This is a genomic window from Dactylosporangium cerinum (genome assembly GCF_042653625.1).
Lineage (GTDB): Bacteria > Actinomycetota > Actinomycetes > Mycobacteriales > Micromonosporaceae > Dactylosporangium > Dactylosporangium cerinum.
This window is the reverse complement of sequence record NZ_JBHSIU010000046.1, coordinates 19,661-40,985: the sequence shown is the minus strand read 5'-3', so window position 1 is coordinate 40,985 and position 21,325 is coordinate 19,661. Positions and strand designations below refer to the sequence as shown.

The 21,325-nt window shown below is 72.1% G+C and carries 24 protein-coding genes and 1 pseudogene; 13 read left to right on the top strand and 12 right to left on the bottom strand.

Annotation, left to right across the window (positions count from 1 at the left end; all coding sequences use genetic code 11):
- Window positions 1–14 precede the first annotated feature (14 nt).
- Entirely contained in the window at window positions 15–647 is a 633-nt protein-coding gene (locus ACFPIJ_RS34010; RefSeq protein ID WP_380121293.1) for a nucleotidyltransferase domain-containing protein, read from the top strand.
- A gap of 10 nt (window positions 648–657) precedes the next feature.
- Here ACFPIJ_RS34010 and ACFPIJ_RS34005 read toward each other — a convergent pair whose 3' ends face one another.
- Window positions 658–1,305, bottom strand: coding sequence for a response regulator (locus ACFPIJ_RS34005; RefSeq protein ID WP_380121291.1), 648 nt, complete (start codon window positions 1,303–1,305; stop codon window positions 658–660).
- Window positions 1,302–3,122 carry a sensor histidine kinase gene (locus ACFPIJ_RS34000; RefSeq protein WP_380121289.1) on the bottom strand — a complete coding sequence of 607 codons (1,821 nt, stop codon included), beginning with the start codon at window positions 3,120–3,122 and terminating at the stop codon, window positions 1,302–1,304. Before ACFPIJ_RS34000 ends, ACFPIJ_RS34005 begins: the two co-directional genes overlap by 4 nt.
- A gap of 156 nt (window positions 3,123–3,278) precedes the next feature.
- Here ACFPIJ_RS34000 and ACFPIJ_RS33995 point away from each other — a divergent pair, with 156 nt between their 5' ends.
- Window positions 3,279–3,911 (top strand): hypothetical protein, encoded by a 633-nt coding sequence (locus tag ACFPIJ_RS33995; RefSeq protein ID WP_380121286.1) that lies wholly within the window; start codon window positions 3,279–3,281, stop codon window positions 3,909–3,911.
- Window positions 3,912–4,012: 101 nt separating this feature from the next.
- Here the strand turns inward: ACFPIJ_RS33995 and ACFPIJ_RS33990 are convergent, their stop codons facing one another.
- From ACFPIJ_RS33990 to ACFPIJ_RS33980, 3 genes and pseudogenes are all read right to left on the bottom strand, one after another.
- The gene (locus ACFPIJ_RS33990) at window positions 4,013–5,050 is read right to left on the bottom strand and encodes a hypothetical protein (RefSeq protein WP_380121284.1); all 1,038 of its coding nucleotides are present in this window, start codon (window positions 5,048–5,050) and stop codon (window positions 4,013–4,015) included.
- An 81-nt stretch (window positions 5,051–5,131) separates the two neighbouring features.
- Window positions 5,132–5,694 (bottom strand): annotated as a pseudogene (locus ACFPIJ_RS33985) (alcohol dehydrogenase catalytic domain-containing protein); the annotation flags it as partial.
- Between the two features lie 47 nt (window positions 5,695–5,741).
- Window positions 5,742–6,257, bottom strand: coding sequence for a GrpB family protein (locus ACFPIJ_RS33980; protein WP_380121282.1), 516 nt, complete (start codon window positions 6,255–6,257; stop codon window positions 5,742–5,744).
- A 74-nt stretch (window positions 6,258–6,331) separates the two neighbouring features.
- On the opposite strand from ACFPIJ_RS33980, the gene ACFPIJ_RS33975 reads away from it, so the two are divergent.
- On the top strand, window positions 6,332–6,649 hold the full coding sequence (locus ACFPIJ_RS33975; RefSeq protein ID WP_380121280.1) for a PadR family transcriptional regulator: 318 nt from the start codon (window positions 6,332–6,334) through the stop codon (window positions 6,647–6,649).
- 16 nt (window positions 6,650–6,665) lie between these two features.
- On the opposite strand, the gene ACFPIJ_RS33970 is transcribed toward ACFPIJ_RS33975, so the two are convergent.
- The gene (locus tag ACFPIJ_RS33970) at window positions 6,666–7,553 is read right to left on the bottom strand and encodes an aminoglycoside phosphotransferase family protein (protein WP_380121278.1); all 888 of its coding nucleotides are present in this window, start codon (window positions 7,551–7,553) and stop codon (window positions 6,666–6,668) included.
- 145 nt (window positions 7,554–7,698) lie between these two features.
- On the opposite strand from ACFPIJ_RS33970, the gene ACFPIJ_RS33965 reads away from it, so the two are divergent.
- On the top strand, window positions 7,699–8,205 hold the full coding sequence (locus ACFPIJ_RS33965; protein ID WP_380121276.1) for an RNA polymerase sigma factor: 507 nt from the start codon (window positions 7,699–7,701) through the stop codon (window positions 8,203–8,205).
- A gap of 91 nt (window positions 8,206–8,296) precedes the next feature.
- On the top strand, window positions 8,297–9,193 hold the full coding sequence (locus ACFPIJ_RS33960) for an alpha/beta fold hydrolase (RefSeq protein WP_380121274.1): 897 nt from the start codon (window positions 8,297–8,299) through the stop codon (window positions 9,191–9,193).
- A 59-nt stretch (window positions 9,194–9,252) separates the two neighbouring features.
- Here the strand turns inward: ACFPIJ_RS33960 and ACFPIJ_RS33955 are convergent, their stop codons facing one another.
- Window positions 9,253–9,747, bottom strand: a complete 495-nt coding sequence (locus ACFPIJ_RS33955) for a hypothetical protein (RefSeq protein WP_380121272.1) — start codon at window positions 9,745–9,747, stop codon at window positions 9,253–9,255.
- A gap of 78 nt (window positions 9,748–9,825) precedes the next feature.
- Between ACFPIJ_RS33955 and ACFPIJ_RS33950 the strand changes: the two genes are divergently transcribed.
- The 7 genes from ACFPIJ_RS33950 to ACFPIJ_RS33920 all read left to right on the top strand — a co-directional run bounded on the left by ACFPIJ_RS33950 (window position 9,826) and on the right by ACFPIJ_RS33920 (window position 17,543).
- Window positions 9,826–10,746, top strand: coding sequence for an alpha/beta hydrolase (locus ACFPIJ_RS33950; RefSeq protein WP_380121270.1), 921 nt, complete (start codon window positions 9,826–9,828; stop codon window positions 10,744–10,746).
- 211 nt (window positions 10,747–10,957) lie between these two features.
- On the top strand, window positions 10,958–14,428 hold the full coding sequence (locus ACFPIJ_RS33945; RefSeq protein WP_380121268.1) for a galactose-binding domain-containing protein: 3,471 nt from the start codon (window positions 10,958–10,960) through the stop codon (window positions 14,426–14,428).
- A 66-nt stretch (window positions 14,429–14,494) separates the two neighbouring features.
- Entirely contained in the window at window positions 14,495–15,781 is a 1,287-nt protein-coding gene (locus tag ACFPIJ_RS33940) for a hypothetical protein (RefSeq protein ID WP_380121267.1), read from the top strand.
- A gap of 65 nt (window positions 15,782–15,846) precedes the next feature.
- A complete protein-coding gene (locus ACFPIJ_RS33935; protein ID WP_380121265.1) occupies window positions 15,847–16,284 on the top strand; it encodes an SRPBCC domain-containing protein in 438 nt (145 codons plus the stop codon).
- Window positions 16,271–16,600: an ArsR/SmtB family transcription factor gene (locus ACFPIJ_RS33930; RefSeq protein ID WP_380121263.1), complete on the top strand. Its 330-nt coding sequence runs from the start codon at window positions 16,271–16,273 to the stop codon at window positions 16,598–16,600. Before ACFPIJ_RS33935 ends, ACFPIJ_RS33930 begins: the two co-directional genes overlap by 14 nt.
- Window positions 16,597–16,836, top strand: a complete 240-nt coding sequence (locus tag ACFPIJ_RS33925; protein ID WP_380121261.1) for a hypothetical protein — start codon at window positions 16,597–16,599, stop codon at window positions 16,834–16,836. Before ACFPIJ_RS33930 ends, ACFPIJ_RS33925 begins: the two co-directional genes overlap by 4 nt.
- On the top strand, window positions 16,833–17,543 hold the full coding sequence (locus tag ACFPIJ_RS33920) for an FAD-dependent oxidoreductase (RefSeq protein ID WP_380121259.1): 711 nt from the start codon (window positions 16,833–16,835) through the stop codon (window positions 17,541–17,543). The genes ACFPIJ_RS33925 and ACFPIJ_RS33920 overlap by 4 nt, the downstream gene beginning before the upstream one ends.
- Here ACFPIJ_RS33920 and ACFPIJ_RS33915 read toward each other — a convergent pair whose 3' ends face one another.
- From ACFPIJ_RS33915 to ACFPIJ_RS33895, 5 genes are read right to left on the bottom strand one after another with little or no spacing between them, the layout of a single operon-like run.
- Window positions 17,544–17,924, bottom strand: coding sequence for a hypothetical protein (locus ACFPIJ_RS33915; protein ID WP_380121258.1), 381 nt, complete (start codon window positions 17,922–17,924; stop codon window positions 17,544–17,546).
- A 13-nt stretch (window positions 17,925–17,937) separates the two neighbouring features.
- A complete protein-coding gene (locus ACFPIJ_RS33910; protein WP_380121256.1) occupies window positions 17,938–18,531 on the bottom strand; it encodes a class I SAM-dependent methyltransferase in 594 nt (197 codons plus the stop codon).
- A gap of 9 nt (window positions 18,532–18,540) precedes the next feature.
- Window positions 18,541–18,978: a GNAT family N-acetyltransferase gene (locus ACFPIJ_RS33905; protein WP_380121253.1), complete on the bottom strand. Its 438-nt coding sequence runs from the start codon at window positions 18,976–18,978 to the stop codon at window positions 18,541–18,543.
- Window positions 18,979–18,983: 5 nt separating this feature from the next.
- Entirely contained in the window at window positions 18,984–19,139 is a 156-nt protein-coding gene (locus tag ACFPIJ_RS33900) for a hypothetical protein (RefSeq protein ID WP_380121251.1), read from the bottom strand.
- Between the two features lie 19 nt (window positions 19,140–19,158).
- Window positions 19,159–19,383 carry a hypothetical protein gene (locus ACFPIJ_RS33895; RefSeq protein WP_380121249.1) on the bottom strand — a complete coding sequence of 75 codons (225 nt, stop codon included), beginning with the start codon at window positions 19,381–19,383 and terminating at the stop codon, window positions 19,159–19,161.
- Between the two features lie 33 nt (window positions 19,384–19,416).
- On the opposite strand from ACFPIJ_RS33895, the gene ACFPIJ_RS33890 reads away from it, so the two are divergent.
- On the top strand, window positions 19,417–21,099 hold the full coding sequence (locus ACFPIJ_RS33890; protein WP_380121247.1) for a hypothetical protein: 1,683 nt from the start codon (window positions 19,417–19,419) through the stop codon (window positions 21,097–21,099).
- Window positions 21,100–21,325 lie beyond the last annotated feature (226 nt).

Below are 21,325 nucleotides of genomic sequence, written 5' to 3'. Positions count from 1 at the left end.
GCGAGAATGGTGTCGTGGACCACGTACCCGGCGTCGAGCTTTCCGCAGCCGAACTCGAGGCCCTCCCCGCCAGGTGGGCGTCGTGCTGGACACCGTACGAGGTCGCACGGCGCCTGGCCGGGATCGGCAGCACCTGGTGCGTGGCCGCCGGCTGGGCGCTGGATCTGTTCCGTGGCAAGCAGACCCGACCACACGGGGACATCGAGATCGCCGTCCCCGCCGCTGACTTCGCCGAGGTCCGCGCCCGGTTCCCCGGCTACGCCTTCGACGCGGTCGGCAGCGGCCGGATCTGCGCGGACCCCACCCCGGACGTGCTGGCCGCCACCCACCAGACCTGGCTCCGGGAACCGGCCACCGGCAACTACCTGCTCGACGTCTTCCGCGAGCCCCACGACGGCGACACCTGGATCTGCCGACGCGATCCCGCGGTCCGGCTGCCCTACCGCGAGATCATCCGGCACACCCCGGACGGCGTCCCGTATCTGGCGCCCGAACTGGTCCTGCTGTTCAAGGCCAAGCAACCGCGCCCCAAGGACCAGGCCGACTTCGACGGCACCCTGCCGCACCTGAGCCCGGACCAGCGCTCGACCCTCGCGGCGCTCCTCGCCCGCGTGCACTCGGGCCACCCCTGGATCGCCGAACTGTAGCCGCCCGTGGTCAAACGGAGGCGCCGCCGAGGCCGGCCTCGCGGGCCTTGACGATGGCCTGGGAACGGTCGGAGACCTGGAGCTTCGTGAAGATGTTGGACACGTGGTTGCGGACGGTCTTGAGGCTGATCATCAGGTCGTGGGCGATGGTCGCGTTGCCCTTGCCGGCGGCGACCAGGTCGAGGACCTCACGTTCCCGTTCGGTGAGGGACGGGAACGCCGCCGCGGTCGAGCCGGCACCCCCGGCGAAGTGGGCGATGATCCGCTGCGCGATCTGCGGGCCGAAGATCGCCTCGCCGGCGGCCGCGGCCCGGATCGCCCGGATGATCTCGTCCTGTTCGGCGCCCTTGAGCAGGTAGCCGCGGGCGCCGGCGCGCATCGCGGCGAAGACGGAATCGTCGTCCTCGAACATGGTGAGCACGACGACGGCGGCCGTCGAGCCCGCGCGGGCCAGCCTGCGGGTCGCCTCGATGCCGTCGAGGCGGGGCATGCGAAGGTCCATCAGGATCACGTCCGGGACGAGTGAGCCGGCCAGCTCGACCGCACGCTCCCCGGTCTCGGCCTCACCGACGAGATCGATGTCGGCGGCGTCGGCCAGCATGAGCTGCAATCCGCGGCGGTACGCCGGATGATCGTCCGCGATCAGGAGTCTGGTCACGTGGTCACCGGTTCGTCCGAGGTCAGCGGCAGGACGGCACGGACGACGAGGCCGCCCTCCGGCCGGCTCGTGATCGTGCAGCTGCCGCCGAGTTCCGCGGCCCGTTCGCGCATCGAGGTCCACCCCATCCCCCGGACCGTGTGCTGGTCCGCGCCGTGACCGTTGTCGGAGACGGTCAGCTCGAACGCGCCGTCGACCAGAACCCCGACCCGGCACCGGGTCGCACCGGAATGGCGGGCCACATTCGTCATCGCCTCCGACGCGATCCGGAACGCGGCGACCTCGACCGCCGCCGGCAGCGGCAGGAACCCGTCGGGGCCGGTGACCTCGAACGTGACGTCGCCGGACAGGGACGAGGCGCGCTGCCGGAGCGCGCCGAGCAGACCGACCTCGTCGATCGCCGGCGGGCGCAGGTCGTCGACGAGGCGGCGGACCTCGGCGATCGCGTCCTTGACCTCGTCGCGGGTCTCGGCGATCAGCGCGTTGCGTTCAGCGGCGTCGGTCCGCGACTGCGCGGCGTTGAGCTTCAACACGACGGCGGCGAGGGACGGGCCGACGCTGTCGTGCAGGTCGCGCCGCAGCCGGCGGCGCTCTTCCTCGCGACCGGCGACGATGCGGGTGCGCGACTCCCGCAGCTGGTCGTTGAGCTGCTCGGAGCGCACCAGGATCGCGGCATACCGGGCGAGGTCCCGCACCAGATCGAAATCGGACGCCACGAACGCACGGTCGGGTGGGATCTGGATCGCGAGGTAGCCGACATGCTCGCCGCGGTGGACCATCCTGGTCCGCAGCGCCGCTTCGGAGACCCCGGGGGCCGTCTCCACCCAGACCCGCTCGACCCGCAGCGCGACGGTCACGGCATCGGTGACGGCCGCGACCAGACCGTCCGGGTCAGCGGCCTCGACGCGGTCGGCGAGGAGCCGGATCGCCGCGCCCGGGTCGGCGCGCAAGCCATACACCCACTGCTCGATCCGCCGCCGCAGGAACGAGTACGCGGGGTGCACCGCGATCGCGACCACGCCGACGGCCAGCAGCCCACCCAACCGGTCCGTGGCGAGCAGCAGAGTCGCGTACACCACGAAAACGCCGATGACGAGCAGCAGATAGGTGAGGGTGCGGGACAGCACGATCCGGATGTCGAACAGGCGGTGACGCAGGATCGCGATGCCAGCGGTCGCCGGGAGCCCGACGGCCACCAGCGCGAGCGCGACGGTGAACAGCGGCCCGTCGTCGAGCAGGAAATGGTTCACCCAGCCGGCGAGCAGCGTGACCGGGACCGTGAGCGCACCCCAGACCAGCCACAGCAACTGGAGCCGCTCGTCGCCGCGGGCCCGGCGCAGCCGCCACCACACGGCCCCGAACCCGCCGAAGAACAGCAGCGCCACCAGCACCAGGCCGGTGAGTCCCAGCAGCCCCGACCACGGCTCCGGCAGCCACGGCACGGGCAGCGCCGCGCCGTCGTGCGTCTCCGCGAAACCCTCCCGGTCACCGGCCGCTCCCACGACGAACACGGCCACGCCCACCAGGCCGGCCCGCAGCCACCAGCGCCAGAAGCGGTTTGCGGTGCGCCCGTCCGGCAGCAGGTACGCAATCACCACCAGCCACAGGAACAGCAGCACCCAGGTGCCCATGCCGAACTGGTCGGCAACGCGGCCGGCCCGGGACGTGCGTGGCTCGTCGAAGGTCAGGACCGCGAAGAACGAGATGCCGTGCGCGACCAACAGCCAGCCGACCGGGTGCCGTGGCCGCCAGCGCAGGACGAGGCCGCCGACCAGGATCGGGACGGCGGCGCCGAGAACGACCAACGTGAGTTGCACACCGCCATTGTGGTTGGGTGCGCCGGTGGTGTCAGCACGCCCGGGAACTGTTCCCGACCTGTCCGGGACATCGGGCCCGTGTTCCTGGGCCGGTCGGCGCGGGACGGTCAGCGCACCGGTGAGGGTCACCGGGACCGCAGACGGAAGGAGCCGGCCATGCCGACCTCCACGTTCGAGAAGTTGCTGCCCTGGACCGGCGCCGCCGCCGGCCTCCTGTGGGCCACGCACATGTTCGCCGCGACCGCCCCCGACGACCCGACCGACCCTGCCGCGGTGGCAGTCATCGGCGACGCGGTGGCCCGCAACTACGTCGCCGGGTTCGCCCTGTTCGTCGCCGCGCTGATGCTGCTGTTCTTCGCCGCGGCGGCCCGGCGGGCGTTGCGGTCGGGCGAGGCGGGTGAGTCGACGTATTCGTCGGTCGCGCACGGCGGCCTGCTGGTCGCGGCGGCCGGGTTCGGCGGGCTCGGCGTCCTGCAGATCGCGGTCACCAACGCGGCCGACGCGGGGGACGCGACCGCCACGGCGACGTTAGGGCAGCTCACGCTGGTCGGCTGGCTGCCGGCGCTGGTCGGATTCGTCGCCGCGTTCTGGGGCACGGGGCTCGGCGGCCTGCGCAACGCCACGCTGCCGAAGTGGTTCGCCATCGCCACGATCGTGCTCGGGGCCGCCGGGGTCCTCGGTCCCGCGGCGATGGTGGTGTACCTGTTGCTGCCGCTGTGGCTGATCGCCGCGTCCGTAGTGACGGCGGCCCGCCCGGCGGTCCGCGACACGTCGCTCACCACCGCCTGAGCCAGCCGCTTGCGGGCTCCCCGGCACGGTGCACCGTCGCCTGCGCCACCCGGGGTGCGGACTCCCCGACCGCCTCGCCGGGCGGCCGGGGAGTCCGGTGTCTACCCGGCGGGTTGCGGGCCCGGGGCGGTGGCGGCGGCCTTCCCGGGCCGGATCAGTGACAGCGCGATGAGCGTGGTGGTGGCGGCCAGGCCAAGGAGGGTCAGCCAGTGCAACGGCGACAGCACGTATCCCGCCCAGGGCGGTTGGAGGTAGCGTTCTGGCTGACCGAGGGACCACAGCCCCAGGTACGCGACCAGCGTCGGCAGCAGGAACAGGGCCAGCGCGCCGGTCGTGAGCAGGGCGGCGAGGACCTGCACCACCAGGCCTTGCCGGCGGATCCGGTATATGGTCGCGGCGGCGAACAGCCAGCCGCCGAGCGCACCGATCAGCCAGCCTGCGGTGAGCCCGGCCGGTGCGAGAGCGGGCTCGTCCTGGACGATCTCGATGCTGAGGAACGTCCTCGGCGGCTCCGCCGAGGCCGGGATGTCCATCCAGCGCACCCAGATCACCAGGCCGTCGCGGGACGCCGACAGCGCGGGCCCAGCGGAGCCGAGCGGCGGGTCGGCGGCCGGGCGGATCTTCCAGCCGGCGGCGGTGAGCCGGCGGGCGACCACGTCGGTGGTCGAGCCGGGCACATCGCGGGACTCCGCGTTGCCGACATACGCCGGGCTGCTGCTTTCCGGTGGGACCAGGCCGCCGAGCAGGCCGACGGACCGGTTCAGGCCGTGGTCGTAGGGCACGCCCATGGCCGTGCCGATGATCTGCTTGGCCTCCGCGTCGCCCGGCAGCCCGGGTGAGGTGAGCCAGGCGGACCAGCCGCCGGCCGCCGCGCCCATCGCGCCGACGACGAGGGCCGCGAGGACCGCGACGACCCGCGGGGCGATGCCGATCGGGAGCCGGAACCGTTGCCGCAGGCCGCCCTTGACGAGGTCGGCCACGGCCCGGCGGGACGGCCGGCGCTGCCCCGGCTCGGCGGCGTCCAGCAGCGTGGTCACCAGCTCGGCGCCCACGTCCTTCCGGAACGCCCTCGGATACCAGCGCAGCAGTCGCCGGTAGCGCCGTTCGAGCTCGTTCGTCGGTTCCTCCATGGCTGGCACGCGATCAACGTACAGCCGACGCTATACAACGTCAACCGTACTATCACCGCACGGTGATCACGACGTTGCCGACCTTGCGGCCGCGTCGCGCCCGCTGCACACGGCGTCCACCTGCGCCCCGGCCGCGGCGGCGACCTGCACGGCGTAGGTGCCGATGCTGCCGGACCCGCCGATGACCAGCACCTGCTGTCCGGCCTGGACGCGGGCGAGCCCGTGCAGGAAGTGCCACGCCGTGGTGAACCCGTCGACGCTGGCCGCGGCCTCCTCGTAGCCGACGCCGTCCGGGACCGTGGTGAACGACGCCCGCTTCGACAGGCACTTGTGCTCGGCGTTCGCGCCGACCCCGAACCCGGTGAAGCCGAAGACCCGATCGCCGAGCCGGGTCCGGCGCACGGCCGGCCCGACCGCCGTGACCTCTCCGGCGAATTCGAGGCCGAGCACCCGGATCCCTTTGCGGGGCCGCCGCGGCCCGAGGATCAGCCGTCCCCACCTGGGCTCGCCGCGCCGCATCCCGCACTCGGCGGACGTCACCGTGGTCGCGTGCACCCGGACCAGGACCTGGCCCCCTTCGGCACCGGTGCCGGCAGCTCCGCCAGGGTGAGCACCTCGGGCGGGCCGTACGCCTCAAACATGACCGCTCGCATGCGCGTCATGATGCGACAGTGCCGCTGATACGACGCTGAGTGCGGGGTCAGTCCTCCCAGACGTCGACCCGCGGCAGCCCCCGTTGCGCCCGCGCCGCGTCGACCATCCGCTGGATGAGTGCCGTTTTGGCGCGGGTGTACGAGTCACCGTCATGCCCCGCCGCGGCGAGTTCGCGTTTGAGTGCGCCGTACGCGTCCCGGTCCGCCGGGTGCCGGAGCAGGTGGTCGCGCAGCAGCCGCTCGTTGCGGGTGTCCCACGACGCTTCGGTGACGACGTGCAGGTGGTAGGCGACGGGTTCGCCGTCCCGCCGGTAGAACAGCCGCTCGCGCATGCCGGTCTCCAGCCGCTGGTACCCGAGGCCCGCCAGGATGTCCTCGACCGCGAGCACGGCGTCGAGCGCGGGGGTCGCGGCCATCAGGTCGATGACCGGCTTGGCCGCCAGCCCCGGCACCGCGGTGCTCCCGACATGTTCCACGGCCCCGGGCAGGGCCGCGGCCAGTTCCCCGATGGCCTGCCGCGCCGCACCGGGCCAGCTCGGGTCGTAGTCACGGACCTCGATCATCACTCCCGGACCCTACCCACCGCCCGCACTGCCGCAGTTGGCGTGGCTATGTAGAGCGGCGGTATAGTGTGCCGATGCGAATCACGGTGCCGACGGCGCGGGTGCTGGCGGCGTTGCTCGCCGATCCCGGCGCCGACCACTACGGCCTCGAGCTCATGCAGCAGTGCGATCTGGCCAGTGGCACGTTGTATCCGATTCTGCACCGGCTGACCGAGGCTGGGTGGCTCGAGCGGCACTGGGAGGGCGTCGACCCGGCCGAGGTGGGCCGGCCCGCGCGGCGGCTGTATCGGCTGACGGCCACGGGCGCGACCGAGGCCCGGCAGGCACTCGCCGAGTTGCGCGCGCAGCTCGGCGGGACGGCCACGGCGACGGACCCGCGGCCGGCCTGGTGACCGGGCCGAGCACGGCTCAGGCGGCGCGCAGGCTGTCGAGGACCCGGGTCAGCGTGCGGCGGCCGGTGGCGCTCATCGCCGGATTGCTCTGCTCGTAGTACCAGACCAGGCCCATGGATTGCAGGAAGGCCCAGGCCCGGCCGCGGTCCCATTCGGGGTCGTCGCTGCCGAGGCGCTCGCGCAGCGCCTGGCGCGGGCCGGACTCCAGCAGATGCCAGGCGCCGACCAGGTCGAGGGCCGGGTCGGCCGGGCCGAGCCCGCCGACGTCGAGGACCCCGGCGAGGCGCCCGTCGTGCACGAGGACGTTGCCGGGCATCAGGTCGCCGTGGTTCATCAGGTCCGGCTGCCCGCCCCGGGGCAGCAGCCGCATCGACGTCCACGCCCGCCGCAGCGCCGGCACGTCCAGCAGCCCCTCACTGCGTCGCAGGCAGGTCTCCATCCACCCGTCGTGGTCCTGCAGCGCGCCGCCGCGCCCGCGCCCGCCGAAGGTGCGGCCCGCGGTGTCGATGGCGCGCACACCGGCGATGAACTCGGCCAGGTCCTGCCCGAACGGCACCGAGTCACCGGGGTCGTCGGCCGTGGCGATGGTGCCGGGCAGCCACGTCTGGATCGACCACGGCGACGGGTACCCGAGACCGGGCGCACCGATCGCGACCGGCGCCGGGGTCGCAAACCTGGTGCGGCGCAGCAGTTCGCGGGCGGCCCGGGCCTCCGCCTCCAGCGACTGCCGGTCCTGCGGCTGGAGCGGGAACCGTGCCGCGAGCCGGTCGCCGACGCGGAAGATGGCGTTGACGGTCCCCTGCGACGGCAGCTGCCGGACCGGCAGGTCGCGCAGGTGCGGGAACTGCGCCGCGATCAGCGCACGCGCCGTCGCGTCAGACACGTCGAGCTGATCGTCATGCATCCGCACATCAAGATCATGTCTGCCCGTCCCGCCGCCGGCAACCGCAATTCCGCCGTGCTGCTGCACGGCCACGACCGGCTGATCGTCGCCGCGCGGCAGGCCCGGGCGTAGGGTGGTCCGGCCGCATTGACTACTGTGACCGGCGATGAGGTCGACCGGGGACGACGGCGGCCGTGCCGTCGATCCCGGCCTGGTGCACCGCGCCCAGCAGGGCGACGCGCTCGCGATCGACGAGCTGCTGCGGATCCTGGACCCGTATGTCGGCCGGCTGTGCGCGCCGATCGCGTTGCAGGACGCGGCCGACGCCGCGCAGGAGTCGATGATTGTCATCTTCCGCAGCATCGGGCAGCTCAGGGAGCCTGCGGCGCTGTTCGGCTGGGTGCGCACCATCTGCACCCGGGAGGCGGTGCGGGTGGCCCGGCGTCGCGTCGTCGCCGCCGAGCTGAGCGAACTGCCGGCGCCCGGGGATCCGCAGCTGCGCACCGACATCCTTGACGTGCTGCGGCGGCTCAGCCCGGAGCACCGGGCCATGCTGGTGCTGCGCGACCTCGAGGGGCTCGACGAGAAGACGGTCGCGGGGATCCTCGACCTCCCGCTCGGCACGGTGCGGTCGCGACTGTCCCGGGCCCGCAGCGCGTTCCGCGATCGCTGAAGATAGCCGGGAAGGTTTCGGCGGTTCGGGCCCTCTCAAAGGGCGCGGGTCCTGCACCGGGCAGGGACCGACCGTCGAGAGAGGCCCGACCATGACCGTGTTGCACGTGACGTCCAGCCGCCCGTTCCCCGAGGTCGCCGGGGTGACCCACCGCTTCGTGGACGTCCGCGGGACCCGGCTGCACGTGGCCGAGGCGGGCGCCGGCACACCGTTGCTGCTCCTGCACGGTTTCCCGCAGCATTGGTACGCCTGGCGCCACGTCATCGCACTCCTGCCGGTCGGCTACCGGCTGATCTGCCCCGACCTCCGTGGCTTCGGCTGGTCGGCGCCGTCGCGGGACGGGCACGGCACCGAGGACCGGGCGGCTGACGTCGTGGCGCTGCTCGACGCCCTCGGGCACGACCGGGTCGGGCTCGTCGGGCACGACTGGGGCGCCTGGGCCGGGTTCGCCGCGTGCCTGCGCGCGCCCGAACGGTTCAGCCGGTTCATCGCGCTGAACATGATGCATCCGTGGCCGGCCCGGCGGGCGCTGATCACGCAGGCCTGGCGGTTCTGGTACACGGCGGTCATCGAGTACCCGCTGCTGGGGCGGCTGGTGCTGCGGCACTGGCCCGGGTTCACCCGGTTCCTGCTGCGGCGCGCGGCAGCCGATCCGGCGGTCACGTGGCGGCCCGGTGAGCTCGACGAGTTCACCGCCGCCGGCCGGGAGCCCGGTGCCGCGCACGCGGGGCAGGCGCTGCACTGGAGGTTCGTGGTCGACGACATCCCGCGGCTGCGCCGGGGCTGGTCCGGCGGCGCGCGGCTGCGGGTGCCGACGCTGATCGTGGGCGGCGCCCGGGACGTGGTGATCCCGCCTGCGCTGCTGTCCACCGCCGACGGGCACGCCGACGACCTGACCGTGGAGGTGGTCCAGGGCGCCGGCCATCAGCTGCCGGACGAGCGCCCGGACCTGGTGGTGGCCCGGATCCGCACGTTCTTCCCGCACTGATCCGGCACCGGCGGCACGGACCGGCGGCACGGACCAGCGGCACGGACCGGCGGCGGGAGTCAGCCGGTCTGTGCCGGTCCGGTGGCGCGCTCACCGACCAGGCGCGCCAGGTGGTCCAGCATCCGTCGCGCGGACGAGCCGGCGAGAGGCACGAACAGCAGCCGGCGGGTGCGCCGCAGGCGCCCACGGACACCGCCGAGCACCGCGAACCTGGTGCCGTCGCCGTCCGGCGCCGCCGCCATCCCACCGATCACGTAGGGACTCTGCATCACGCACCAGCCCGGCTCCAGCGCGACCTCGAACACGGCACGGTGGCCGAGGCGGCTGACCGCGACGGCCCGCCGGGGAACCGCGGTGCCGTCCACGAACTCGAACGAGCGCATCGTGCGGATCCACTGTGGCAGGTGCCGCGGCAGGTCCCCCGCGACCGACCAGACATCGGCGGGCGGCTCCGCGAAGTGCGCCTCCGCGTAGAGCGGGGCGCGCAGCGTCTCGCTCAGCACCCGCAGCCGCTGGACCGCGTCCAGTCGTGCGGTCGGCCAGGTCGACGTCATGAGACCCCTAGCCTAGTGCGCCCTGGACAGGCCGCTCAACCGGACAGTATTGTCCGGTTTCTCGCCGCAGGAGGCACGATGCCGCAGTTCCATCCAGACCTGACCCGCGCCCGGTTCATCCCCCGGGTCAAGTTGCGCCCGTGGCTGGTCCGGTTCATGCAGCGAGTCCAGGTTCCCGCCGCCCGCACCCCGGACGGCATGACGATTGAAAACATGAGCGCGCCGGGTCCGGCGGGACAGCCTCCGGTGCGGGTGCGCGTCTACCGGCCGGCGGGGCTGCCACGCCCGGCGCCGGCGCTGTACTGGATCCACGGCGGCGGCTTCGTGCAGGGCCGGCCGGAGCAGGACGACCGGTCCTGCATCGCGTTCGCACGGGAGCTCGGCGCCGTGGTCGCCTCGGTCGACTACCGGCTCGCGCCCCAGCACCCGTTTCCGGCACCGCTGGACGACGCGTACGCGGGACTGCAGTGGCTGGCCGCCAACGCGGCGGAGCTCGGGGTCGATCCGGGCGCGATCGCGATCGGCGGCGCCAGCGCGGGTGGCGGACTCGCCGCCGGGCTGGCGCTGCTCGCCCGGGACCGCGGCGTCGTCTCGCCGGTGTTCCAGCTGCTGGTGTATCCGATGCTCGACGACCGCACGGTGCTGCGGACCGGCGTCGACACCACCTACCTGCGCGCCTGGACTCCGCAGAACAACCGCTTCGGCTGGTCGGCCTACCTCGGGCGGGAGCCCGGCGGCCCGGGCGTGTCCGACTACGCGGCGCCGGCCCGGTGCGAGGACCTGTCCGGGCTGCCGCCCGCCTGGATCGGGGTGGGCACGAACGACCTGTTCCACGACGAGGACCTCGACTACGCGCGGCGGTTGCAGGCGGCGGGGGTCGCCTGCGACCTGACCGTCGTCGACGGCGCGTTCCACGGCTTCGACGCGATCTTCTCCAAGACCGGGGTCGCGCAGGCGTTCCTGGACGCGCAGATCGCGGCATTGCGGGCAAAGCTTTAAATCTTTGGTCGACGCCGTGAGAAAGTTCGCCGATCTCGAACAAAACATCTAGACATCGAAATGAAAGCCTCGGTAGATTTGCCGCGCCAGGCATCGGCGTGCCAGGCAACCCGCAGGACATCGACAGTGGTGCCCGCCGGTTGTCCGCGCGCCGCCCTGAACGGTTGCCGCACCTCCGGTGGAGCACTCTCGCTCTCTCCCTGGAGGACCCGTGTCCGTCCCGCCCCGGCGCACGCGCAGCCCGATCCTGGGCGCGCTCGCCTCCACCCTGGTGGCCACCGCCCTGGTCATACCGTCAAGCGCGTCCGCCGCGCCGCCGGCGCAGGAGCCCGGCGTCACGCTGCGCACCTTCGACCTGCAGACAGCCCTCAGCAACCTCTGCACCCTCAAACCCGCGCAGACCCCCAACGTCGACAAGCTCATGCCGACGATCGACTGGACCACCTCGGCCCAGTTCGGGCTCGAGGACAACTTCCTCACCCAGGCGATCGGCAACGTCAACATCGCCACGGCGGGCAGCTACACGTTCCGGCTCATCAGCGACGACGGCTCGCGTCTCGTTGTTGATGACAACGTTGTCATCAACAACGACGGGCTGCACGGCGCGACCGCCAAGGACGGCGCCGTCCAGCTGACCACCGGCTACCACTCGCTGCTCGTCGAGTTCTTCGAGGCCGGCGGCGGGCAGCAGCTCACGCTGCAGTGGCAGACGCCCGGCTCGTCGTCGTTCGTGACCGTGCCCAACTCGGTGCTCAGCACCGACGCCGGGGTCGTGCGGGTGACCGCGCCCGGCAAGAAGGAGTGCGAAGGCACGGGCGACTCCCCCGGCGACGGCCTGCCGCTGACCGCCGTCCACCCGAACTTCACGCTGACGAACCTGCGGCCCAACAGCAGCTTCCAGCCGAAGGTCACCGGCATGGACTGGCTGCCCGACGGGCGCCTGGTCATCTGCACCTGGGGTGGCAGCGACCAGTCCGGCACGTCGCAGGCCGGCGAGGTCTGGATCCTCGGCAACACCGGCGGGGCGACCTCGCCCGGCAACGTGACGACGAAGCGCATCGGCAGCAGCCTCAAGGAGCCGATGGGCCTGAAGGTCGTCAACGGCGTCGTCTACGTGTCGGAGAAGCAGCGGCTGACCCGCCTCGTCGACACCAACGGTGACGAGGTCGCCGATCAGTACCAGACGGTTGCGACCATGCCGTTCGACGGCAACTTCCACTCGTTCGCGTTCGGCCTGCTCTACGAGGCGGGCTTCTTCTACCTGAACCTGTCGGTGTCGATCGACTACGGCGGCGCGACCACGAACCCGCAGGGCGTCGTGAACCGCGGCACCACCATCAAGATCAACCCGGCGGACGGGACGTTCACCTACGTCGCCGGCGGTCTGCGCACCCCGCACGGCATCGGCTGGGGCCCCGAGGGCGGCATCTTCGTCACCGACAACCAGGGCGGCTACCAGCCGTCGTCGAAGCTGCTGCACATCAAGCAGGGCCGCTTCTTCAACCACTACCTCAACCCGCAGGCCCTGTTCGACGACAACCCGGTGACCCAGCCGGTGCTGTGGCTGCCGCAGAACGAGATCGGCAACTCGCCGAGCACGCCGCTGTACATGCCGTCCGGCCTGTACCAGGGCCAGTTCCTCATCGGTGACGTCACCTACGGCGGCCTGCAGCGCGCGTACGTCGAGAAGGTCAACGGCGAATACCAGGGCGCGCTGTACCGCATGACCCAGGGTCTCGAGGCCGGTATCTCGGAGGTCGCGCTCGGCCCCGACGGCGCGGTCTACGTCGGCGGTCTCGGCGCCGGCGGCAACTGGGGACAGACCGGCAAGCTGACCTACGGCCTGCAGAAGCTGACCCCGAACGGTGCCAACTACTTCGACATGCTCGCGACCCGGGCCACGCCCAACGGGTTCGAGATCGAATACACCCAGCCGCTGTCGGCCGCCACGGCCAGCGCACTCGCTTCGAAGTACCGGGTGAAGCAGTGGCGCTACGTGCCGACCGCGGCCTACGGCGGCCCGAAGGTCGACGAGGAGACGCTGAGCGTGTCCTCGGCGACGCTGTCCGCCGACGGCAAGAAGGTCAACCTGGTCATCAACGGGCTCAAGGCCGGCCGGGTCGTGCACATCCGCTCCCCCAAGCCGTTCGCCGCCTCGAACGGGCAGTCGCTGTGGAGCACCGAGGTCTGGTACACGCTCAACGCCATCCCCGGCCAGACGCCGCCGGTCAACCTGGCCCTCGGCAAGCCCGCCACCTCCGACAGCAACTGCTCCACGTCGGAGAAGGCGGCCCGCGCCGTCAACGGCACCACCACCAACGGCAACCTCGACAAGTGGTGCTCGCAGGGCGCCACCAAGTGGCTGCAGGTCGACCTGGGCTCGACCCAGAGCGTCAACAAGTTCGTCGTGCAGCACGCGGGCACCGGCGGTGAGAACACGGCCTGGAACACCCGCGACTTCAACATCCAGGTGAGCACCAACGGCACCAGCTGGACGACGGTGTCGACCGTCACCGCCAACACGGCCAGCACGACCACCCACACCATCGCGGCGACCCAGGCCAGATACGTCCGGCTCAACGTCACCACGCCGGCGAGCGACGGCAACACGGCCGCCAGAATCTACGATTTCGAGGTGTACGGCGGCACCGCGCCCCCCGCCACCGGCAACCTCGCGCTGAACAAGACGGCCACCGCCGACAGCTCCTGCGGCACCACCGAGGGTCCGGAGAAGGCCGTCAACGGCAGCCTCAACGGCGGCAACGCCGACAAGTGGTGCTCGCTCGGCGCCACCAAGTGGATGCAGGTCGACCTCGGCTCCAGCCAGAACGTCAGCCGGATCACGCTCAAGCACGCGAGCGCCGGCGGGGAGAACCCCAGCTGGAACACCCGCGACTTCAACCTGCAGACCAGCACCAACGGCACCACGTGGACGACGGTCGCGACCGTCACCGGCAACACGGCCGGCACGACCACGCACAACTTCACCACCACGTCCGCCCGGTATCTGCGGCTCAACATCACCACGCCGGCGAGTGACGGCAACGCGGCGGCCCGGATCTACGAGTTCGAGGCCTACAGCACGACCGGCACCAACCGGACCGTGCTGTTCGACGGCACGAACATGAACAACTTCGAGGGCTCCGGCGGCTCGGCGGTCACCTGGCCGCTGGGCAACGGCGGCGTCGAGGTCCTCGGCGGCGACATCCGCAGCAAGGAAAGCTTCGGCGACTTCAAGCTGCACATCGAGTTCTGGCTGCCGAACCTGCCGGGCAGCGTCACCGGGCAGCAGCGCTCGAACAGCGGTATCTACCTGCAGGACCGCTACGAGCTGCAGGTGCTCGACTCGTTCGGGGTCGCCTCGGCCCCGGGCATCGACACCTGCGCGTCGATCTACAACAAGATCGCGGCGACGAGCAACGCCGCGACCGCCCCGGAGACGTGGCAGACCTACGACGTGACGTTCCGCGCGGCCCGGTACAACGGCACGACGAAGACCGAGAACGCCCGGGTCACCGTCGTGTGGAACGGCATCACCGTCCACAACAACGTCGCCATCGACGGGCCGACCGGCAACGGCGCCGCCGAGACCGCGTCGGCGGGCAAGATCCGCCTGCAGGACCACGGCGATGCCGGCGCGAACCTGTACTACCGCAACATCTGGGTCGAGCCGGTGGCCTGACCCTCCCTGCCGCACCCCGGCGCCGCTGCTCGACGGCGGCGCCGGGTGTGCCGTAGGAATAGGGCCATGACCGCCCTGGAGCACCTGATCGCCGTGTCGCACGGGTCGCGTAGATCGTCCCCGCCGGCGGACACGGCCGACCTCGAGCGCGCCTTCGGCACGCGGCTGCCGGCGGACTACCCGCGGTACGTGGCGGCGGTCCCGGCCGGCTACTTCCGGGGCTATCTGGGGGTCCTGCGACCGCTGTTCCTACCGTTCGCCGGCGAGGTCCAATGGACCCGCGACAAGCTCCGCGCCACCGGCGCGCCCGCGCACCTCCTGCCGTGGGCGACGATCTACCCGGGCTACTACGCGTGCTGGGACACCGGCACCGGCGACCCGGACACCTGGCGCACCGGCCTTTTCGATACCTATGCCGGCGGGACGTGGTACCCCTTCGACGGCGGCCTCACGGAGTTCCTGCTGGCGTTCGTGACCGGCAGCACCGGCATCGACGCGCTCGGCTTCGCATACCGCGACGACAGCGCGCCACTGTTCAGCGACGACCCGACGTTGCCGCCGGCCCGCGTGGACCCTGCGGGTTGGAGCGGTCGCGAGCCCCTCGACGACGTTGAAGCGGTGGACGTCGGTGCCGCCCTGCTGGAGTCCTGCCCCGGGGAAGCGGCCGGCGCTACCGACGGACTGCCAGCCGACTACCGCCGGCTCCTGCACGCGGGCGTCGCCTCGCGGATCAGGTTCGCCCGGCTGGCTTTCGACGTCTTCGATCAGGGCGCGCAGGTGCACGAGCGGATGCTGGCCGTGATGTCCACCCGGGGCGGCCTCCGACCCCCGTACCACCCCGAGCCGGACGGCCTGGTCCCGTTCGCCACCTACGACAACGGCGCTGTGGCGTGCTGGATCCCGGTCGGCGCCGACCCGGACCGCTGGCCGGTCGGCGTCGTCGACAACACCTTCACCACGCTGACCGAGCACCGGTTGACCGCGACCGGGCTGCTCGCGCAGGTCTGGCGGACCGAGCCGCTCTCCACCGCTGACGCCCTCGCGGCCGCGGCGGCGTTTCTCGCGGCGGAGGAGTCCCAGAGCGTCGAGTTCGAGCCGCGCCCCGGTTGGGAGGTGGTCGAGGACCCACCCGGATTCGAGCCGGAGCCGGTGCGGATCGCCCCGGAGCACGCGTTCACCGTCGGCCGCGAGCTCATCGTGCCGTGGAACTCGATCGCCCTGCTGGATCACGGCGACCAGGAGGCCGAGCTGGGCGGCAACGCGTCGATCTCGGTCGACCTGGACACGCACGAGTGCCGCTACCTCGACCTCATGGAGGAGTTCGCGTACCGGGAGCGTGGTCTCCCGCTCTGAGTTGACGCAACCGTTTGATTGCTATACGTTTGTAGCAACTGAATGGTTGCTATTAGGAGGCGGACATGACGTTCCCCGACAAGATCGAGCGCACGCTGGAGCTGGCCCACTCGCCGGAGCGGGTCTGGGCGGCGCTGACCACCGCGGAGGGCCTGGGCACCTGGTTCGGCAACCGGGCCGAGGTCGACCTGCGCGTCGGCGGCAAGGCGACCCTCATCTGGGACAGCGGCGACACCGCCACCCTCACCATCGAGCGCCTCGAGCCGCCGCACGTGTTCGCCTACACCTGGCCGGTCTACGGCCTGCCCGACGGCGACCCGCGCCGCACCTACGTGGAGTTCACCCTGGAGCCTACGGGCGGCGGGACCACGCTCACCATGGTCGAGAGCGGGTTCGCGCAGGTGCCGGACGCCGAGGCGCACACGACGGCGTACAACGGCAACACCAAGGGCTGGCTCAACGAGCTCGGCGAGCTGGTCGCGTACCTCGATGGACAGGCCTGACCCGGAGGCGGTGGCGCAGGAGGTCTTCGCCGCCCTGGCCGACCCGAGCCGGCGAGGCATCCTCGCCGCACTCGCGGCCGGGGGGCCGGCCACCGCCACGCACCTCGCCGGGCAGCTGCCGATCACCCGGCAGGCCATCGCCAAGCACCTCGCCCTGCTCGCCGACGCCGGCCTGGTCGTGGCCGAGCCCGGCGAGCGGCGCCGGGTCCGCTACCGGCTGGACTCGGCGTCGATGAAGGTCGCGCAGCAGTTCCTGGCCGCGCTCGCCCGCGACTGGGACAGCCCCCTCGCCGCGCTGCAGGACCGGCTGGGATGATCTTCGTGGTGACGCTGGTGCTGGTGCTGGGCGCCGGATTCGGTGGGCTGGAACTGTCGACGACGGTGGCGCAGGCGTGCGGCGCGGACGTCGAGCTGACCCTCGTCGACCAGGCCGACGGGTTCGTGTTCGGCTTCTCCAAGCTCGACGTCATGTTCGGGCGCACGCGGCCAGAGCAGGTGCTGCACCGCTACGCCGGCATGGTCAGCCCGGCGGCCGGGTCGTCGTGGGCGTGACGTCGACGCCGTTCAAGTGCCCGCCCGCGCCGAGCGAGACGGCGCTGCTCCTGCACGAGTTCCTCACCGCGCGCGGGCTGCGCGACACGTCGGAGATCTCCCTCGTGATGCCGCTGGGCACCCCGATCCCGCCGTCGCCCGAGGCCTCGGCCGCCGTGCTCGCCGCCTTCGAGCAGCACGGGATCCGCTGGTACCCCGAGCGCCTGGTCCGCGCCCTTGACCCAGCCCGTCGGGTCGCGCTGCTCAGGGACGGCGGGGAACTGCCCTACGACCTGTTCCTCGGCGTGCCCGTGCACCGGGTGCCCGACGTGGTGGCCGGCTCGGGGCTGGCCGTGGACGGCTGGATCCCGGTCGACCCGCGCACCCTCGAGACGGGGTTCCCCGGCGTCTACGCCGTCGGCGACGTGACCAGCGTCGGCACCCCGAAGGCAGGGGTCTTCGCCGAGGGGCAGGCCGCCGTCGTCGCCGAGCGGATCGTCGCCACGGTGCGGGGCGGCACCCCGGCCGCGCAGTACGACGGCCGCGGCGTCTGCTACCTCGAATTCGGACCCGACCAGGTGGCGAAGGTCGACGTCACGTTCCGCTCGGGCGAGCGCCCGGTCGGCGGACTGGAAGGCCCGTCGACGGCGCTGGTCGCGGACAAGACCGCGTTCGGCACGGACCGGATCCGGCGCTGGTTCGGCCGGGACTGGACTCCGACGGTGTGATCATGCGCCAGGACGGGCCGGCGTCACGGCGAACCACGTCCTGGTGCGCTCGCTCAGCAACAGGACGAGATACACCGCCGGCCAGAGCAGATCCATGCTCGCCGCCGTGACATCCGGCGTCGATGTCGCCATGAGCAACAGCACCGCGAAGTTACCGCCGTGCAGCGCGACCAGCGCCCACCAGGCCCACCGCTTGGCCTGCACCACCGCCCAGGCGAGGACCACGTAAACCGGGCTGAGCAGCGCGTACGTCCACGCCGGCAGCCCACCGTAGAGCCCGGCGCCGGGGGCGAGCGAGACGATCGCACTGCACACAAGCAGCGCGGACAGCGCCGTCACGCGTCGCGGCCGGGCCATCCGCACCGGTTCAGTGTCGATCACGCCACGCATTGCATCACACGCGGCTGAGCAGCAGGTACCGCTCGTCGGTCACGGGCTTGCCCCACAGGGCTTCGTCGGTCAGCAGCCGCACGTCGGCCTGCTCCCGGCGCCCACGGACCAGCGAGACGCAGTCGGCGGCGGTAATCCCGGCGCCGGTCGACCAGCGCCCTTCGATGAGCACGAGTGAGCCACCCGGCCGCAGCAGCGCGATCCACCGGTCCAGGACCGCGCCGGGGTCGGGCAGCGCCCAGAGCACGTGCCGGGTCAGGACCACGTCGAACCGCGCGGCCTCGAACGGCGGGTCCGCCGCGTCACCGAGGACCAGGTCCACCGCGACGGCGTGCCGCGCGGCCTTGTCCCGCGCCACGTCCAGCATCCCGGGCGACGAGTCCACGCCGTGCACGCCGTACCCCGCCTCGGCGAGCAGGGTCGCGATGCTGCCGGTGCCACAGCCGACGTCGAGCACGGCAGCCGGCGCGGGTGGCAGCACCGGCGACAGCAGCGCCGCCCACGCGGCCCGCACCGCCGGATCCCGCAGGCCGTGATCCGCCTCGTCGTCGAACGTCGCCGCGTGCGCGTCCCAGATCCCCCGCGTGTCCTCGCCCATCCGGCGAACCTACCGGGGCCGGGCCAGGTACGCGGTCTTCGCGTCACCAGAGAAGCCGCACGCGCGGTAGAACGCGTGCGTCGACGGCCGGCGCGAACCGGTCATCAGCATCGCCTTGTAACAGCCCACGTCCCACGCGGCCCGCAGGGTGCCGGCCATGATCTGCTTGCCCAGCCCGGTGCCGCGCAGCGACTCCTCGACCACGACGTTCTCGACGACCGCGTACGGCGCCGCCGACCGGCTGAGGTTCGGGATCACATTGAGGTACGTGGTGGCGACGAGCGCACCGTCGAGGTCGAGCACGAACAGGTGCAGGCCCTCGGTGCGCAGGATCCGGTCGAAGACCGCCGGGCCGACGCCGTCCGCGAGCTCCGGGTCGTCGACGTTGAGCTGGCGGTACAGCCTGAGCACGCCCGCGAAGTCGTCGGGTCCGGCCGTCCGGAACACGGCACTCAATGCTGGTTCACCGGCCAGACCGCGGCCGGGCAGGCCAGCAGGTAGACGTCGTTGCCCAGGAACAGGCCGTGGTCCGCCAGAATCGGCCGGCCACCGGCGGTGTTCCGGTCCCCGGCGACGGCCGGCGTCGACGTGATCTCGATCAGGTGCACGGGCCGACCGTACCGGCGATCACCACAACCGCAGCTGGCCGGGGTGGACGTCCGCGGCCAGCACGCGGCAGGCCGCCCGGTCATCGGGTCCTGCGGCACTGGCGGCGGCATGCAGCCGCGAGCCGAGCAGCCACCGGTCCACTGCCGTCGGGATGTCCTCGTCCGGTCCGCTGTCGGGGTCGCGGTCCCAGAACCAGGCGGCGATGGCGGCGTCGTCGAGGTCCCGTCCCGGCGGGTAGGCCATCGCCAGGAGCTCGGACGTCTATACGATGCGGCCGTGGATCCGCTGCAGCTGTATCCGGCCGAGTTCCAGGCGCTGGTGGGCGACGGTGAAACGGTGCGGGCCGCCGCGCACTGTCAGCGGGCGTTCGGCAGCGACCGGCTGGAGCGTTCGCCGGAGGAGCTGGAGCGGCTGGTCGGGTTCCTGCCGGTGCGGTTGCGCGACCAGGCGCTGGCCGCGTTGCGGGCCGAGCCGCGGCCGGAGCGGGCGTGGGAGCGGGTCCTGGCGGTCCTCGCGGGCGCCGACTCGGTCATCCGCTTCGATGTCGATCAGGCGATCGGTGGAATCGCCGCCGCGGGGCACGCCGGCTCGTGCGCGGCGCGACTGGCCGACGGGATGCGCGACGCCGGCATGGTGCACCTCGTCGTCACGACCGAGCGGCTCGTGCTGGCCGGCATGGACCTCGACCCCGTCGCGTTCCGTCCCCTGGCCGACCTGCCGATCGGGGCCGTGCTCCGCGCCCGGCGGGAGGGCCGGTTCCTGCAGCGGGGGCGGGTCGTCATCGACTTCGTCGACCTGTCGCAGCTGGCATTGATGACCGGCATCTTCGGCACGGGCCGCGCCGACCGCATCGTCGGGGCGCTCGCGGTTCGACAACGCACCCCCCACGAGGAGGCATCGGCTGCTATACATCTCGGCGTGAATTCACGGTATACGGGACTGGTCGTCCGGTTCGTGCTCGCGGGGGTGCTGCTGCTCGCCGGGTGGCAGATGCTCGCTCACGGCAGCACGACCGAGGCGCAGCGGGCGCGGGAATCGGCGGACCTCATCGCCGACTACCGGCCGACCTGCGACGGCAAGACGATGGGCCGGCGCGACACGTGCCTGGTCTTCGGGGGCAGCGGCGACGAGGGCGGCTCCTACCAGCACATGATGGACAAGTACGCGGCCGCGAACTCGCCGGAGGCGCTGGCCGAACGGGACCGCAACTGGCGCGTCGCCGGCACTGTGGCGCTGGGCCTCGGCGGGCTCACGTTGCTGTTCTTCATCCTGTCGCTGATCGAGGCGATCCGGTTCGGCACCGGGCAGCCGCAGGAGGCGACCATCTCCTACCAACGCCGGATCGTCGGGCTGTTCGTCGCCGTGGGCATGGCGGTCGGCGGGGTGGCGCTCATCATGGAGGTCGGCAACTTCGGCACCTGGCTGCTGGCCATCGCCGGGGTGCTGTTCACGGCCGGTGCCGTGGCCGGTCTCGTGTCGGCGTGGCGGACGCGGATCGGCCGGCCCAGGTGGGCCCGGAAGCACGGGTACACCTACGAACACTTCAACAAGGACCTGATGGAGCGGCTCGGCTGGAGCAACGTGCGGCCGTTCGCCGGCGGCGTGGTCACCGGCACGTACCGCGACCGGGCGTTCCTGGTCTTCGACTACGCGGAGAAGGACTCCCGCGACACGGCCCTGGTGATCGGGTTGCCGGGTGAGGTGCCGCCGCTGGTGGTCGAGGCGAAGGAGAAGCCGGGCGCGCGGCTGCTGACCGGCACCGCGCAGCACTGGGCGAACCACGCGACCCAGGTCGTCGCGGCCGCCGACCGGCACTACCCGTGGGCGTTCAAGGCCAGCGGCAAAACCATCTGGGCGAAGTACGACGAGTTCATCAGCCCCAGCGGCAAGCGGCTGAGCAAGCGGCTGGACGGCCTGCACCGGGTCGGCACGGACCTGGTGGCCCTGCCGCCGTCATGAGCGGGTCATCGAGAAGTTGATCACTTCGGAGATTCGGCACAGGCCACCTGACCAGCGGCGCGGCGCTCCGGCGCCGCGCCGCTCAATTGACACGCTGGAACGGCGTCCGTACCGTCCGAAAGGAAACGTGACAGTGAACGGAAGCCGGTGCAAGCCCGGCACGGTCGCGCCGCTGTAACCACGCACCCCGTGGGAGTCAGACCCGGCCACTGTCACGACAACGCTC